14 protein-coding genes are annotated in these 16,601 nt (G+C 51.7%); 8 read left to right on the top strand and 6 right to left on the bottom strand.

Features of this window, described 5'->3' with window-relative positions; genetic code table 11:
- Positions 1 to 189: 189 nt before the first annotated feature.
- Positions 190 to 663 (bottom strand): Lrp/AsnC family transcriptional regulator, encoded by a 474-nt coding sequence (locus C9I92_RS10660; protein ID WP_047887357.1) that lies wholly within the window; start codon positions 661 to 663, stop codon positions 190 to 192.
- Between the two features lie 136 nt (positions 664 to 799).
- On the opposite strand from C9I92_RS10660, the gene C9I92_RS10655 reads away from it, so the two are divergent.
- Positions 800 to 1,867 (top strand): PLP-dependent cysteine synthase family protein, encoded by a 1,068-nt coding sequence (locus tag C9I92_RS10655; protein ID WP_047887358.1) that lies wholly within the window; start codon positions 800 to 802, stop codon positions 1,865 to 1,867.
- A gap of 246 nt (positions 1,868 to 2,113) precedes the next feature.
- Positions 2,114 to 2,812, top strand: coding sequence for a 7-cyano-7-deazaguanine synthase QueC (queC, locus tag C9I92_RS10650; RefSeq protein ID WP_047887359.1), 699 nt, complete (start codon positions 2,114 to 2,116; stop codon positions 2,810 to 2,812).
- A 129-nt stretch (positions 2,813 to 2,941) separates the two neighbouring features.
- On the opposite strand, the gene prmB is transcribed toward queC, so the two are convergent.
- Entirely contained in the window at positions 2,942 to 3,874 is a 933-nt protein-coding gene (prmB, locus tag C9I92_RS10645; protein ID WP_047887360.1) for a 50S ribosomal protein L3 N(5)-glutamine methyltransferase, read from the bottom strand.
- A 53-nt stretch (positions 3,875 to 3,927) separates the two neighbouring features.
- Between prmB and smrB the strand changes: the two genes are divergently transcribed.
- Complete coding sequence (gene smrB, locus C9I92_RS10640) at positions 3,928 to 4,458, top strand: endonuclease SmrB (protein ID WP_047887361.1); 531 nt, start codon at positions 3,928 to 3,930, stop codon at positions 4,456 to 4,458.
- A 174-nt stretch (positions 4,459 to 4,632) separates the two neighbouring features.
- Here the strand turns inward: smrB and C9I92_RS10635 are convergent, their stop codons facing one another.
- Together C9I92_RS10635 and sixA are read right to left on the bottom strand one after the other, a co-directional pair.
- On the bottom strand, positions 4,633 to 4,992 hold the full coding sequence (locus C9I92_RS10635; protein ID WP_047887362.1) for a hypothetical protein: 360 nt from the start codon (positions 4,990 to 4,992) through the stop codon (positions 4,633 to 4,635).
- A gap of 96 nt (positions 4,993 to 5,088) precedes the next feature.
- Positions 5,089 to 5,562 (bottom strand): phosphohistidine phosphatase SixA, encoded by a 474-nt coding sequence (sixA, locus tag C9I92_RS10630; RefSeq protein WP_047887363.1) that lies wholly within the window; start codon positions 5,560 to 5,562, stop codon positions 5,089 to 5,091.
- Positions 5,563 to 5,951: 389 nt separating this feature from the next.
- On the opposite strand from sixA, the gene C9I92_RS10625 reads away from it, so the two are divergent.
- Together C9I92_RS10625 and C9I92_RS25280 are read left to right on the top strand one after the other, a co-directional pair.
- Complete coding sequence (locus C9I92_RS10625; protein ID WP_047887364.1) at positions 5,952 to 8,717, top strand: insulinase family protein; 2,766 nt, start codon at positions 5,952 to 5,954, stop codon at positions 8,715 to 8,717.
- A 321-nt stretch (positions 8,718 to 9,038) separates the two neighbouring features.
- Positions 9,039 to 9,362, top strand: coding sequence for a hypothetical protein (locus C9I92_RS25280; RefSeq protein ID WP_146149687.1), 324 nt, complete (start codon positions 9,039 to 9,041; stop codon positions 9,360 to 9,362).
- Positions 9,363 to 9,763: 401 nt separating this feature from the next.
- On the opposite strand, the gene fadJ is transcribed toward C9I92_RS25280, so the two are convergent.
- Together fadJ and fadI are read right to left on the bottom strand one after the other, a co-directional pair.
- Positions 9,764 to 11,875, bottom strand: a complete 2,112-nt coding sequence (gene fadJ, locus C9I92_RS10615; RefSeq protein WP_047887366.1) for a fatty acid oxidation complex subunit alpha FadJ — start codon at positions 11,873 to 11,875, stop codon at positions 9,764 to 9,766.
- A complete protein-coding gene (fadI, locus tag C9I92_RS10610; RefSeq protein ID WP_047887367.1) occupies positions 11,875 to 13,185 on the bottom strand; it encodes an acetyl-CoA C-acyltransferase FadI in 1,311 nt (436 codons plus the stop codon). The genes fadJ and fadI overlap by 1 nt, the downstream gene beginning before the upstream one ends.
- 575 nt (positions 13,186 to 13,760) lie before the next feature.
- Between fadI and C9I92_RS10605 the strand changes: the two genes are divergently transcribed.
- From C9I92_RS10605 to C9I92_RS10595, 3 genes are all read left to right on the top strand, one after another.
- Entirely contained in the window at positions 13,761 to 14,327 is a 567-nt protein-coding gene (locus C9I92_RS10605) for a sigma-70 family RNA polymerase sigma factor (protein ID WP_047887368.1), read from the top strand.
- The gene (locus C9I92_RS10600; RefSeq protein WP_047887369.1) at positions 14,320 to 15,051 is read left to right on the top strand and encodes a DUF3379 domain-containing protein; all 732 of its coding nucleotides are present in this window, start codon (positions 14,320 to 14,322) and stop codon (positions 15,049 to 15,051) included. Before C9I92_RS10605 ends, C9I92_RS10600 begins: the two co-directional genes overlap by 8 nt.
- 296 nt (positions 15,052 to 15,347) lie before the next feature.
- A complete protein-coding gene (locus tag C9I92_RS10595; protein ID WP_047887370.1) occupies positions 15,348 to 16,598 on the top strand; it encodes an outer membrane protein transport protein in 1,251 nt (416 codons plus the stop codon).
- Positions 16,599 to 16,601: the final 3 nt, after the last annotated feature.

Below are 16,601 nucleotides of genomic sequence, written 5' to 3'. Positions count from 1 at the left end.
CATCCATGCACTGCGTAAAGAAGGGCCGACGAAGAAAGCCGGCACACTGTAAGAAAACACAATGAGAACAGAATTATTATCTGAGAAAACGGATATAATTCAACCAACTAGAGTGCTGTTTATAAAAAACCCTGCGATTGGCTGCAATCTTATAGAAAACAGGGCGAATATGCTTTTTTGTACAGGGGATTAAAGCGGCAAAGCAGTCGTATATTTCAACGGCTCCATCGCAAATGTCGAGGTCACTTTGGTCAGCCCCTCAATACTGTTTACCAGCTTCTTGTAAAACTGATCAAACGCGGCCATATCAGCCACCTGCACCTTCATCAGATAATCGTAATCACCGGCCATACGGTAGAACTCGGTCACTTCAGGAAATTCCGTAACCGTCTCTACAAAACAGTGATACCACTCCCTGGAATGGTTACTGGTTTTGATTTGCACGAACGCGGTGAAGGACAAGCCGAGCTTGGCCGGATCCAGCAGAGCAACCCGCTGCCGCAATACGCCGTTTTCCTCCAGCCTGCGCAGCCGTTTCCAGCAAGGAGTCGTGGTCAGATTCACAGCTTCTGCCAGTTCCGCCAGTGATAATGTGCTGTCATCTTGCAGCATTCGGAGCAAGGTACGATCGGTTTCATCCAGAGAAGGTAATACTTTACTCATAAAAATAAGTTAGATAGAAAAATTTTCTCTTTGATAGCATTTTTAGAGTAAATATAGCAAAGAATTTTTCCTGTTTTGGGATTAGATTATGACTATATCAATTGCAGTAGACCCGCGTAGTCAGAAGGATTCCCCCATGCGTAACGATGCCCAATGGATCAGCACCGCCATCCGTAAAATTGAAGCGGATTTTCAGCGCTCGGCTGATACCCACCTCATTAAACTGGAACTGCCTGTTCTGGAAGGCATTGATATTTACCTGAAAGATGAAAGCACGCATCCGACCGGCAGTTTGAAACACCGTCTGGCACGCTCGCTGTTCCTGTACGCGCTGTGCAATGGCTGGATTGGCAAAGATACGCCAATCATTGAGTCATCTTCCGGTAGCACAGCCGTTTCTGAGGCATATTTTGCCCGCCTGCTGGGCCTACCTTTTATTGCAGTGGTGCCACGCCGTACTGCCCGTAAGAAAATTGAGCAGATCGAGTTTTACGGCGGTAAAGCGCATTTCGTCGACAATCCTTGCGAGATTTACGATGAATCACGCCGCCTGGCTGAGGAGCTGAACGGCCATTACATGGATCAGTTCACTTATGCCGAACGTGCCACTGACTGGCGCGGGAACAACAATATCGCCAACAGTATTTTTGAGCAGATGAAACTGGAAGAGCACCCGGTGCCAAGCTGGATTGTGATGAGCCCGGGGACCGGCGGTACTTCGGCGACCATTGGCCGTTACCTGCGCTACCAGAAACAACCGACTCAACTGTGTGTGGTGGATCCGGAAAACTCGGTTTTCCATCAGTATTACCGGACTCGTGATCTGTCCCTGAAAGGCACCACTGGCAGCCGCATTGAAGGTATCGGGCGCCCTCGGGTGGAACCGAGCTTTATTCCGGATGTGGTGGATGAAATGCGCACTATTCCGGATGCCGCCAGTATTGCTACCGTACACTGGCTGGAGAAACTGCTGGGTCGTAAAGCCGGTGCCTCTACCGGCACAAACCTGTACGGGGTATTGCAGCTGGCGTGCGAAATGAAAGCACGGGGCGAAACCGGCTCGATCGTGACCTTGCTGTGTGACAGTGGTGAACGCTACCTTGATACCTACTTCAACAGCGAGTGGGTCCGGGAACATATCGGTGACATCTCAGGCTATCTGGCGCAGCTGGAGCAATTTGAACAGACCGGTCAGCTGATTTAAATCCACGGCCACTGCATTCGCACCATCGCTGACATGCGATAAACCTCACTCAAAAGTCAGCCCCTGCGGCTGACTTTTTGTTATCAAACGGCACGGTTTGCCAGCACCTTACCGGTTTCTTTCCTCTTTCCTCAAGCCAGCCTCTACGGTAGCATGGCGATGCCAATAGAGAACCTGCTGTTGGTCTATCTTGTTGATAGCACCTACCGACTGTTTTTCGGTAAGAATCTGAAATAGGAAATAGACATGCGCAAAGCCGTAGTTGTATTTAGTGGCGGTCAAGATTCCACGACCTGCCTGATCCAGGCCATGGCCCAATACGATGAAGTCCACTGCCTGACCTTTGATTATGGTCAGCGCCATAAACTGGAAATTGAAGTGGCAGAATCTGTCTGCCGTGAGCTGGGTGTCACCGCCCACAAAGTGATGGATGTCGGCTTGCTGAATGAGCTGGCGATCAGTTCACTGACACGCGATAACATTCCAGTCTCTCATGAACTGCAGGCCAACGGACTGCCAAACTCGTTTGTACCGGGCCGCAATATCCTGTTTCTGACGCTGGCAGGCATTTATGCTTACCAAATCGGCGCCGAAGCAGTAATCACCGGGGTGTGTGAAACCGATTTTTCCGGTTACCCGGACTGCCGTGATGAGTTTGTGAAATCCCTTAACCAGTCTCTGGTGCTGGGTATGGATCGTCCGTTGCGCATCGAAACGCCGCTGATGTGGCTGAATAAAGCTGAAACCTGGGCGCTGGCCGACCAGTACAGCCAACTGAATTTTGTACGTGAGAAAACCCTGACCTGCTACAACGGCATTATTGGTGATGGCTGCGGCCAGTGCCCGTCATGCGATCTGCGTAAAGCCGGTCTTGATGAGTACCAGACTAACCAGGCAGCCATTATGGCCGAGTTGGAACGCAAGCAGAGTTCGGGTCAGGCCTAAAACCGGCCGGACGGGCATAAAATGCCTTCCCCGGTGAAAAAAGCGATCAAACGCGCTCCTTTCACCACCGAATCAAATAAAAAAACCGAAGCCAGTGCTTCGGTTTTTTTATTGCGTAAACCAGACCAATTAGTCGCGGTAAAGCGAGAAATCGTCTTTACAGGCCAGCAGTTCATCACGGGTCATCATGAACACACCGTGGCCGCCGTTTTCAAATTCGATCCAGGTAAACGGAATATGCGGGTACTGCTCTTCCATATGGATCATGGAATTACCTACTTCACAAATCAGAATACCGTCATCTTTCAGGTAATCCGGCGCATTTGCCAGAATACGACGCACCAGTTTCAGGCCGTCAGTACCGGCCGCCAGACCCAGCTCCGGTTCATGACGGAATTCTTCCGGCAGGTTATCCATGTCTTCCTGATCCACGTAAGGTGGGTTCGTCACGATCAGGTCGTATTTGTCTTTTGGTACATCACGCAGCAGATCCGAACGAAGTGGGATTACTTGCTGCTCCAGGCCGTGATCCTGAATGTTTTGTTCTGCCACCGCCAGCGCGTCAGTTGAAATATCAACAATATCAACTTCCGCTTCCGGGAACATGTGCGCACAGGCAATACCAATACAGCCGGAACCGGTGCACAGGTCCATAATGCGGGTCGGACGTTCTTTCAGGAACGGTTCGAAGTGGTTTTCGATCAGTTCACCGATTGGCGAACGCGGCACCAGCACACGCTCATCCACGAAGAACTCCATGCCGCAGAACCAGGCTTTGTTCGTCAGGTAAGCGACCGGTGTCCGCTCGTTAATACGGCGGATCACACGCTCAACAATACGGTGACGTTCACTGCTTGTCAGGCGGGAAAAGCGGACTTCCGACGGAATATCCAGTGGCAGGTAAAGCGTAGGCAGCACCAGCTGCACCGCTTCATCCCAGGCGTTATCGGTACCATGACCGTAAAAAAGACCAGCAGCATTGAAACGGCTGACCGTCCAACGTAGCATGTCCTGCAATGTGTGTAATTCGTTGACGGCTTCGTCGACAAAAATCTTATCCAAAATAGCCTCCGAATGGCGCTACAATACCGCTATAAAGTTGTTGGAAATTCAGTATGAGCAAAAAAGATTTTAACCTGGATGACGATTTTGCACTCTTCCAGGAAGCGGTTAAGGGCGTAAAAAAGATATCAAATGATACCATAATCGCGCCACGCCGACAGATCACAAAGTCGGATACGCCGAAAGTCTCTACAAAAGAAGCACAAAATCACGAATTTTATTTTTCCGATGAGTTCGAACCGCACCTGAATGAAAACGGGCCGACCCATTATGCCCGTACAGGGGTGTCTAAATACGAAGTCAAAAAACTCCGCCGCGGCGTCTATGTTCCGGACATGTACCTTGATATGCATGGCATGACACAGCGGGAAGCCAAACGCGAACTTGCTGCCATGATAGCTGCGTGTCTGAAAGAAGACATCACCTGCTGTTGCGTGATGCACGGGATTGGCAAACACATTTTGAAACAAAAAACGCCACTTTGGCTCGCCCAGCATCCCGATGTTCTGGCATTTCATCAGGCCCCGCTGGAATTTGGGGGCGATGGTGCCCTGCTGGTCCTGCTGGATATTCCGGAAAAATAGCCCTCTTCTGCCTTTGCTCAGCAGGATTTCGCCGCCAAGGAGCCACAAGGTAAGGTTTGCCCCTTGCCTTGCCCTCATCTCTCCTATCCATATTAAGCATGACGGGCTATTAAACGCTCCAAGCCCACAAAATATTGGTTAGGTAAGTGTAGCGCGGTTAATAGGTGTAACTCGTTAATAAGTGTAGCGCGCCATGGCTCCGACGTTCGCCACTTTGCCTTCCACAATCAACACCACTTCCCCGTTATCACAAATCTGCATTCGGGTTTTCATCGCCTGCTCACTGTAATAATGCTCGCAGTTACCGTTTCGGGCGCTGTCAATCCGGGAAAAAATGGCAATGCCTTCGGAACGGAACAGGCTCGGTGGGGCGGCAAAGGTCAGACTGCTGCCTGACGCTGAAATGTGCATTTCTTCGGTCACACCATTGGCCCATTTAATGGCGCCATTTGCGTGAATCCCCGGCCCCGAGGACGTGTTAGCACAACCTGCTAACAACACAGTCCCCAAAATCAAAGATGGTTTTATTTTCATGGTGGTTTGTAATCAGGAAATGATGGCTCTAATAGAAAGAGCTATCGGCATCCGGCTGAAAAACTTGAGGAAAATAACCGGATACCGACTGAGCCATTAACCTTCAGGGTTGGCTTGCCACAAAAACTCACCAGCATCGGTTTCCGGCAGAAAATCGATCGCGATGATTGAGGAGGTAATAAACATTGGCGGCTGCATGCCGGCCACCAGCTCTGCGGTCAGGTAGCCCACTAATGGCAGGTGAGACACCAGCAATACTGTCTCCGGCTGCTCAATTGTGATCATGGCTTTGAGGTAGGCGGCCACATGCTCAGCGTCACCGTACGGCGTGATTTCCTCCACGTCCATCAAACGTTTCGGCTCAGGCAACGCTGATGCCATCGCCTGCCAGGTCTGCTGCGCACGCAGGTACGGGCTGACCCAGACCAGATCCAGGCCAGTTGTCAGCTGAGGCGCAAGCTGTTCAGCCATTTGCGCTGACAGTCGCTCACCACGTTCGGTCAGCGACCGCTCGGCGTCAGACGAAGCGAATGTCTCCGCTTCCCCGTGACGCATGATATAAATTCGCATAATTCTTCCATTAGTACGGTCGATTCCCGGCAGTGGCGACACTCCCCGGCACTTTAATTGTCATTACTGGTGGCTCTGTGGAATCGATCAATCAGGCTTCTTATCCGGTCCCGGGGCACTGTCCGCCTGTGCTGACACTCGCTCCGGTTACCTGCGACTATGCTAGCAAGAACCCCTCAGCGAAAACAGACATTCTCATCACAGCATGAGCGATACGTGATCTCGGTTATCCCCGCGTCCACAAGAAGTCTGGAAACCCAGAGAACCCCGTATAACCCCAGTGCAACTAAGCTTTTGTTTCTTCACCCATTAACCTGGGATTCATTTGCCAGCACCTCTATTGAGCGTCATAATTACTTTACTTCCCCTCAGAAAAATAGGCGCTCCCCGTGCACACAAGTCCCAATGACCCTAAGCAGTATCGCTATCTCACCTTACCGAATTCGCTGAAGGTGTTACTGGTACATGATGAAGAAGCCCCACGTTCTGCTGCTGCCTTGTCTGTGAAAGTCGGTCATTTTGACGATCCCCTGGATCGCCAGGGCATGGCACATTTTCTTGAGCACATGCTGTTTCTCGGTACCGAGAAATACCCGCGTGTCGGTGAGTTTCAGACCTTTATTAACCAGAGCGGCGGCAGCAACAATGCCTGGACCGGGACAGAAAACACCACCTATTTTTTTGAAGTCAGCCCCCATGCTTTTTCTGAAGGACTGGATCGCTTCGGGCAGTTTTTTACCGCGCCGCTGTTTAATGAAGATGCCGTCGATAAAGAACGTAATGCCGTCGATTCTGAGTACAAGCTCAAGCTGCGTGACGATGTTCGCCGCCTGTATCAGGTGCATAAAGAAACCGTGAATCCGTCCCACCCGTTCGCCAAATTTTCGGTCGGGGACATCACCACACTTGAAGACCGCCAGAACAAGCCGGTCCGAACGGAGCTGATGAAGTTTTATCAGCAACATTACTCTGCCAATCTGATGGGGCTGGTGCTGCTGGGCCCGCAATCTCTGGATGAGCTGGCATCTTTTGCCCACACCTATTTCAGTGACATCCCCAATAACGGCCGACAAAAAACACCGATCCCGGTGCCACTGGTGACCGACAACGAAAGTCGCCAGTTCATTGCCATTGAACCGCTGAAGGAAGTCCGCAAACTGACCCTGTCCTTTGCGTTGCCATCGGTTGACGGCTATTACCGCCAGAAGCCGCTCTCCTACATTGCTCACCTGCTGGGAAATGAAGGCACCGGCAGCCTGATGTCCGTACTGAAAAAAAGCGGCCTGATTAACACCCTCGCGGCGGGCGGAGGAGTCAGCGGCAGTAACTTCCGCGAATTTACCATTAGCCTGAACCTGACCCCACACGGGATGGAGCATGTGGACGATATCGTGACGGCAGTGTTTCAGTACATCAACCTGATCCGCGAACGCGGGCTGGATGAATGGCGTTATCAGGAAAAACGGGCGGTGCTGGAGATGGCGTTCCGCTATCAGGAAAAAAGCCGTCCGCTCGATACCGCCAGCTACCTGGTGATGAACCTGCTGCACTACGCCCCGGAAGATATCATCTACGGCGATTACATGATGGCGGAATACGCACCGGCTTTGATTCAGGAGCTGCTGGACTTCCTGACCCCGGACAACATGCGGCTGGTGCTGGTTGCTCAGGGCCTGGAGTATGACCGGGTAGCCCAGTGGTACCACACCCCGTACAGCGTCACACCGTTTACCGACAAGCAACTGGCACAATGGCGTGAGCCCGACACGGATCCATCGATGCAGTTACCGGAAGCCAACCCGTTCCTGAGTGAACGTTTCGATCCGCATGCCCTGCAGCCGGGTGCCGACAAGCCGCCACAACTGATTCAGGAACTGCCGGGCTTTCGTCTGTGGTACAAGCAGGAACACGAGTTTCGCGTGCCGAAAGGGATTGTCTATGTCGCCATTGACAGTCCGCATGCGGTCAGCTCATCCCGCAACATTGTCAAAACCCGCCTGTGCGTAGAAATGTTGCTCGATGCCATCAATGAAACGGCCTATCCGGCTGAAATTGCTGGAATGTCTTACAACCTGTATGCCCATCAGGGCGGCGTCACGCTGCAATTATCCGGCTTTAGCGAAAAGCAACCGCTGCTATTGAAGCTGATGCTGGATCGCTTCGCCAACCGGGAGTTCAACCAGGATCGCTTCAATAACATCAAGGCACAGATGCTGCGTAACTGGCGCAATGCCGCACAGGATAAGCCGATCTCTCAGCTGTTCAATGATCTGACCGGCCTGCTGCAGCCACACAACCCACCTTATCCGGTGCTGATTGAAGCGCTGGAAACCATTACGGTGGATGAGCTGCCGGCGTTTGTGGAAGCCATGTTTGCCGAGCTGCACATTGATACCTTCATTTACGGCGACTGGCTGGAGTCCGATGCGCTGGCACTGGCCGAGATCCTGAAAGATGCATTCCGGGTGACCGATCAACTTTATGGCGAATCTCAGCGTCCGCTGGTCAGACTGGGCAACTGCGGCACCCTACGCAAAGAGGTTCAGTGTGACCATGCCGATTCGGCGCTGCTGATGTATTACCAGTCCCGCCAGACGAATCCGCGCAAAATTGCGATTTATACCCTGGCCAATCATCTGATGTCGTCAACCTTCTTCCATGAACTGCGCACCCGCCAGCAACTGGGTTATATGGTTGGCACCGCCAATCTGCCGCTTAATCGTCATCCGGGACTGATTCTGTATATCCAATCCCCTGTCGCGGCACCCACGCAGTTGCTCGAAGCCATCGATGAGTTTACCAATGCGTTTGCCCTGGTGCTGCTGGAACTCAATGAAGCGCAGTGGCAGGCATCGAAGCAGGGGCTGATTGCCCAGATTTCTGAACCTGATACCAATCTGCGAGCCCGTGCCCAGCGCTTTTGGGTCAGCATCGGCAATAAAGATGAAGCTTTTAACCAGCGGCAAAAAGTGGCACAGGAGTTGAGCAAGCTTACCCGCGCGGATATGGTGCGCTTCATTGTGGAAGTGGTGAAACCACGGACTGCAAACCGAATTGTCATGCACAGCCAGGGCCAGGCTCACAGTAACCTGGAACCGATGTTGATTGGCAAACCCATTGATTCTGTTGAGAAGTTCCAGAAGAAAGCCCGCTAAACCGCGTTTCCTGCGCCAGCCATCGCCCTTTCCGGCATCAGAACCGGGAAGGGCTTTTTATTTGCATCCATTTGATATTGATAGCTTTTGTTAGTTTTTGCGCAAATTTGACGGGGTTTTAGCGGATTTCAGTTGTTCATTCCTTAATCTTTATGAAGTCTAATCCGCCTTATTAACGTGAAGTCAGTTCCATAATGCGCGGAACGGTTCGGGAGAAATGGTAACTATGCTTGCGGGTACCACACCACGACCGTTTCCGGACAGGATGAATATGGATATCCCACTACACGTTTATAACAAGTATTCCTGGAGAACAGCACATTGAATACCCAGCATTGCCCTCAGTGCCGCCACCCGATTTCGGCGCCGTCGCTCCGCCAGTACGACGATTATTTTATCTGTCCCCACTGCCACGGCGCCTTGTCCCACAATGAAACCGATATCATGATGTATGCACTGGGCTTTATCACGCTCTTCACTCCGGTGCTGATGATGGCCGCTGGCATGAATATTTTCATTGCCATGGTTGTGGTCATGCTGTCTTACCACCTGCTTCGCCCTGTGCTCATCGAGCGGTTTTTCCGCTTGCGCCTGCTCGACCTGTCTCCGCTCTCACAGCCCGAAAACCAGCCAACTTCGGACTGACCACCGTGCCAAGGGCTGCTTGTGATACACAAAGAAACTCGAAGCTAGTGATACTGAAGCCAGTTATTCTCAGACTCGAAGATACCCGAAGTCACAGAAAACCAAGGTCAAAGAAAGCCAAGGTCCAAGGCATTCAAATGCAATCACCCTGAAATTCAAGCTCCCTGACACATGTGCACCAAGCCGCTATGCTCACTCAGAGGCTTGGCTCACTAATAGTCCTAGCTATGAAAGCGACTTGGTTCACAGAAAGGCCTGGCTCACAAAGCGGCTTAGCTCATCAAGCACCCTTTCACTCAGCTGTCCTACCACGAGTATACGGCACCATAAAAAAAGGCCTGTCATCTGACAGGCCTGATTGGTTTTACTCTTAGCACAGCAATAGTCTGCCACCGCAACGATTAAGCCGGATAGAAAACCTGCCCTTCTTGCGCCATGGCAACCAGTTTGTCACACGGCTTGAACCGCTCGCCGTATTTATTCGCGTGCTCGTTGAGCATTTCAACCACCCGGTCAATGCCCAGCTGATCCATGTAGCGGAACGGGCCACCAAGGAACGGTGGAAAGCCAATCCCAAAAATAGCGCCGATATCGCCATCACGGGCAGAGCGCACTACACCTTCATCCAGACAGCGTGCCGCTTCGTTCAGCATCATCAGAGTACAGCGCATAGCGATGGTCTGACCGTCAGCTTTCTGCTCCGGATCCAATCCCAGAAGTTTATAAACGCTCTTATCGACCGCTTTCTTCTTGCTGTCGTACAGATAGAAACCCTTGCCGCTCTTGCGCCCTTTTCGACCGTCGTTCAGCAATGTATCGAACACATCCGGCCCCTGGAAACGCTCGCCCAGCTCACTCACCAGTATCGGCATGATTTTAGCGCCAATGTCCACGCCAACCTCATCCAGCAGCGTGATAGGTCCGACCGGGAAACCAAAGTCCAGCAATGCCGTATCAATGTGTTCAATCGGCTCACCGCTCAGCAGCACATTGGCCGCCTCGTTCATGTACGGAGCCAGAATCCGGTTAACGTAGAACCCGGCGGTATCGCCCACCACAATCGGGGTTTTGCCCTGCTTCTTGGCCAACGCCACCACCGTCGCGATGGTTTCCTGCGAGGTGCCTTCATGGGGAATCACTTCCACCAGCGGCATTTTTTCAACCGGACTGAAGTAATGCAGACCCACTACATTTTGCGGGCGTTCCGCCGCTTCTGCGATCTGATGGATAGGCAGCGATGATGTATTGGTGGCAAAAATCGTGGCCGGCTTGGCATTCGCTTCAATCTCTTTCACCATCTGATGCTTGAGTTTCAAATCTTCAAACACCGCTTCCACCACCACATCCATCCGATCAAAGGCGGTGTAGTCAATGCCGCCACCGATCGACAGCATCTGCTTTTGCAGTTCTGCCTTGGTGATAATACGGCGCTTACGCTTCTTATCCAGCAGCTTATAGTTGTAGGACAGCGCATTCAGGATGCCATCGTTGCTGATGTCTTTGATACGAACCGGATACCCGGCTTTGGTGGCAGTAACATGGCTGATCCCGCCGCCCATCAGGCCACCGCCCAGCACACCCACCTGACGGATCTGATGCGGCTCGGCTTCTGAACCTGTCTCTTTTTTCATTGCCGTGGTGGCAAAGAAGATGCTGCGCAACGCCGCCGACTCCGGTGACATCACCAGCTCACCAAAGCGCTTGGCCTCCAGCTCCAGGCCCTTTTTCATGCCATGCTGCAGTCCATATTTGATCACGTCCAGAATCGCGTCAGCTGCCGGGTAATTGCCGCGGGTTTTCTCTCGGGTTTGCTTCGCAGCCTGATCAAATACCACAGATCGCCCGAGTGAACTGCCCATCATGCGGTCTTTCAGTGCCAGGTGACGTTTTGGCTTCGGCTGCAGTGCGCGTTGTTCTGCAACGTCCAGCAAAATGCTGTGTGGCACAGACTCATCCACCACGCCCAATTTCTTGGCTTTTTTGGCTCGTAACTGCTTTCCGGTCAGAATCATATCCAATGCACCAGCCACCCCAATCAGGCGAGGCAGACGCTGCGTACCACCAGAGCCCGGCAGCAACCCCAGTTGCACTTCAGGCAGACCCAGTCGGGTTTTATCGTCATCAGAGCACACACGGCTGTGACAGGCCAGTGCCAGCTCCAGGCCGCCCCCAAGGCACGGACCGTGAATAGCGGCAACGGTATGGAATGGCAGGGCTTCCAATTGCTCAAACAACTGCTGTCCCTGCTCTGCCAGAGCCTGCGCTTCTGCGGTCGTGGTGCAGGCAGCCAGCATACGAATATCAGCACCGGCGATGAAGTTATCCGGCTTGCCGGAATACACCACCATACCTTTCAGGTCGTTTTTACCTTTGAGCTCATTGAGCACAGCCGTAACCTGCTCACTGAAGGCGGCCTGGAGGGTATTCATTTTCTCGTCCGGCACATCAATTTTCAACCAGGCAATCCCGTTATCGGCATAAGTTAAGGTAAATGCGGATGCTTGTTCAGTCATTATTCGGCCTCCAGAATCATCGCTGCGCCCAGTCCACCTGCGGCACAAGCGGTATTCAGTGCCAGTCCTCCCCCGCGGCGTTGTAATTCACGCAGGGTCTGAGTAATCATCCGAGCGCCGGTCGCGGCAAACGGGTGACCGTAGGCAATGGAGCCTCCCAGCACATTAAACTTATCCATATCAATGTCACCAATGGCATCGCTGCGTCCCAGCTTTTCGCGGGCAAACTGCTTGGAGCCAAACATTTTGACGTTTGCCAGCGTCTGCGCCGCAAACGCCTCATGCATATCAATCAGGGTCAGATCTGACAACGTGATGCCAGCGCGATCCAGTGCCAGCGGCGTGGCGTACGACGGCCCCATCAGCATGTCCTGCTCAACCCCAATCGCTGTAAATGCGTAAGAGCGAATATACCCCAGCGGCGTCAGCCCCAGCTCTTTAGCCCGGCCTTCACGCATCAGCAGAATGGCCGCAGCACCATCCGTCAGCGGCGTGGCATTTGCCGCCGTGACCGAACCAAACTTACGGTCAAATGCCGGGCGCAGCTTGGCATAGCCTTCCAGCGTTGAGTCTTCGCGAATGTTGTTATCTTTGTCGATCCACTGACGGTAAGGCTCAGGGAAAGCGGTCAGCACTTCATCTCGGATCAAGCCTTCATTCCAGGCTTTGGCAGCCAGACTATGGGAGCGGTGTGCCAGAGCATCCTGCTCAGCTCGGCTGATCCCGTGAGTTTTGGCCATCTGCTCTGCCGTTTGCCCCATACTCAGGCCCGTCGAATACTCGGCGACGGCTGGCGGTACCGGCATCAAATCTTTAACGCTCAATTTGCTCAGCAGCTTCAGACGCTTGCTCATGGTTTTGGCTTTGCTCAGTGCCAGCAAGGTTGCCGCCAGATGTTTTGACACCCCAATCGGCAGCACAGAGGAAGAGTCCGCACCACCGGCAATACCGATATCAATGGTGCCGGAGATGATGCTTTCCGCCACGTTGGCTGCGGCCTGAAAACTGGTGGCACAGGCACGGGTTACACTGTAGGCATCGGTGTGAATGTTCATGCCGGTGCCCAGCACAATTTCACGTGCAATGTTCGGCGCTTCCGGCATTTGTACGACCTGGCCGAACACCACCTGATCGATGAGCTTAGGGTCAATATCCACCCGTTGCAGCATTTCACTGACAACCATCTTGCCCATATCCAGCGCTGGCACGCCATCAAAGGCCGTTGCCTGGCGGGCAAACGGGGTACGTAATCCACTTACTACGGCGATGCGCTCACCCTGTCGCGTGGTGAGATTCTGGAGACGTGTCATCGCTACTCCTTATTCTTCATGAGTTGAGCGTCAGGGCATGAGCCCAAACAGATACTAGAGGTCAGACCACATCAATTGTAATTCGTTTGTTATCAGAAACAAACAAATGTTTAAAAAATTGAGAGATCCGCAACGCTCAAAGAATTCTCAGTTTGTCAGGCTTTTTCAGCCGCGTGCCAGAAAAGGAAAAACAACAGGATGGCAAAGTAGAGATAAAAAAAAACCATACCGAAACGGTATGGTTATAATCTACACGGAAAGCAATCCATGTATAGCATAAGTCAATTAACGTAAAGCCAATTGCAAATCAGGCAAGCCTGATAGGAGAAAGTAAAGTCAGCCTTCAAAAGGAAGTTGTCATCTTGCTCAACAGATACTAACCCTTGGTTCACGAACCTAATCCCCGGCTCGTTTGCCACTGCTTAATATCAGATGACGAGGACTACTATAGCTTTCTCGCCAAGACACAATTTGAACCAGATCAATTTTAAGGCGGATTATTGGATGAATCGCGAGATCATTGCGTTAAACCTCCATTTTTCTGGCAATGTTCTGCTCATTAATAGGCAATTTTTATGATTAAGCATTTTTTTCGTAAGAAAAAGCCGGATGCCTCGGTCTCTGTGGATATGAATAAACAAAGACGTTACGAGGCCCTGGTTCGGGCCTGGCATCGGGACCTGTACCGCTATGCCTACTGGCTGTGCCACGACCCGCATATCGCGGAAGATTTGGTTCAGGAAACCTGTTTACGCGCCTGGCGCTCTCTCGACAGTTTGCAGGATGACAGTGCAGCCAAATCCTGGTTGATCACCATCTTGCGGCGGGAGAATGCACGCCGTTTTGAAAGGAAGCAGCTGGATCTGGTCGATATCGACGATTATGCCCTGGCTGATACCCAGCAATATGGCAGCGAACAGGACGCCGAGCTACAAATGCTGCGCAGGCAAATCATGAAGCTGGCTCCGGAATATCGCGAACCGCTGGTGCTGCAGGTAATGGCAGGATTTAACGGCGATGAGATTGCCGACATTTTGGGACTGAATCGTAATACCGTCATGACACGTTTGTTCCGCGCCAGAAACCAGCTGAAAGAGCAGATAGAAAAGCAGTCAGAGCAGAGGGGTCAACATAATGGATGATTTAGAATTCAGACGTCGTCTGCTGGCCGATCCGAACGACAACAGCCAAGAGATGATTAACGCACGCAACGCTTCGCTGACAAACCGTAAGTTGTCAGATGAACTACTGGCACTCGACAGCCAATTAGAAAAAGCCATGAAAGTGGATGTGCCGGATGATTTAGCCGATCGCATTCTGTTTCGCCAAACCGGACAGGCCAGCAACAAGTCACCCTGGAACCTTAAAACGTGGAAACCCAAGACACTGATTGCCATGGCCGCGTCAGTTGCATTCATTTTCGGCTTATTGTCTGGCCAGTACACCCAGGGGATTTTCACGGCACACCCGCACAATGAAATCGCAAACCTGGCACTGGAGCATGTTTACAACGAAGCGCCATTTATCGATCACATTGATGAAGCAGTGTCGCTGACTCAGGTGAATGCGAAACTGTCCCCATTCGGCTCGCAACTGACCTCACTGCCGGGACACATTTATTATGTAAACCACTGCGGTTTTGGCGATCAAAATGCCCTGCACATGGTGATGTCAACTCAGCACGGTAAAGTCACGGTGTTTATTGTGCCGGTTACGAGCCAGAGAATGACCACTTTCAGTGATAACACCATGAGTGGCGTGGTGTTACCCACCCGAGATGCCAGCCTGATCGTACTCGGAGAAAAAGGACAGGATGTTGCCCCTATCGCCCGGACACTGGAAGCGGATCTGAAGTGGGAAATATGACAACTCACGCATTTTGACGCTTTTCTCCCCTTAGCGACAAAAAAGCCTGGCAACTTGAAGCCAGGTTTTTTTGTGTCACAATATTTCACTTACTTTTCATACGGATAACCATACAAACCCCCAGCACAGGCGGGGATTATTGTTCAAACCTTCACCAACTGCCTGTTTTGCGTCTAATTTCGCCCATCTTCAGCTAACTGGTCTGATTTGATGAGATTCGTTCCATCAATACAATCACGCGCCTTCTGCTTAAAAAAGCAGAGAAAAACATCCAAAAAATCGGAATAATTATAAATATGAATAAGAAGCGTCTGTTTTCCAAGTCTGTAGTAACTGTGGCAGTTACTCTGGCTTCTCAACAAGCACTGGCAGCAGGTTTCCAGCTGAATGCGCAATCAGCAACAGGTCTGGGCCGTGCATTTGCCGGTGATGCCGTGATTGCCGACAATGCCTCCGTCATGGCACGTAACGCCGCAGCAATGTCACTGTTCGACAAGCCGGCACTGTCTCTGGGTATCAATGCTATTGATACTGATATCAAAGTTAAAAACGGAAGTTACCAGTCAACCAACCCGTTCCTGACCGGTGACCTGGGTTCTCAACAGGTTGGCGACACTTCCTATGCGCCAAACATTTACTACATCCATCCAATCAACGATAAATTTACCGTGGGTGCTGGCCTGTATTCCAATTTCGGCACCAAAACTGAGTTCAGCAGCGACTATGCAGCGAATGCCTTTGGCGGCCTGACCGACGTGAAAAGCGTTAACCTGGCACTGAGCGCCTCTTACCGCCTGAACCAACAGTGGAGTGTTGGTGGTGGTGTGGATGTGATTTATGGCGCTGGTAAGCTAAAGCGTTACATGCCAGCAGCTGAAATTCTAAATACCGGCGGTATGACCACCCCTGAAATGAGCCTGGTCGACATTGATGCTGACGGTGTTGGTTTTGGCTTCAACCTGGGTACCGTTTACGAGCTGAATGAAGACAACCGCTTTGGTCTGTCATACCGTTACAGCCCAGAACTGAAAGTAGATGGCGACATGCATTACGCTGGCGGCGACATCTCCAACAGCGAACTGAAAATCCCGCTACCTGATATGGTGGAATTCTCGGGTTACCACAAGCTGAACCCTAAATTCGCTGTACACTACAGCGTTCAATGGATTGGCTGGAGTGTATTTGATCAACTGGAAACCACAAACGGTTATAACCTGAATACCTATGAGTGGCAGGATGGCTGGCATTACGCGATCGGTGGTACGTACTACATGAACAAAGACTGGACTCTGCGTGCCGGTTACATGTACGACACCAGCGCTCAGGATAACCGCACGTCAATCTCTGTACCGGATTCAGACCGTCAGTGGTTCTCAGGCGGCTTCACGTACCATTTGGACAGCAAGTCAAACATCGATGTGGGTGTAACTTACCTACGTGGTGAAGACGTGCGTGCCTCAGAATCCAACCCACTTCTGGGTACAGTGACAGCGACTACCCGTGCTAACGCATGGCTATACGGTGTTCAGTACAGCCGCTCTTTTTAATTT

It is taken from the genome of Photobacterium ganghwense (genome assembly GCF_003025595.1).
Lineage (GTDB): Bacteria > Pseudomonadota > Gammaproteobacteria > Enterobacterales > Vibrionaceae > Photobacterium > Photobacterium ganghwense.
The sequence above is the reverse complement of the archived record's forward strand: the minus strand, read 5'-3'. Positions and strand labels throughout refer to the sequence as shown.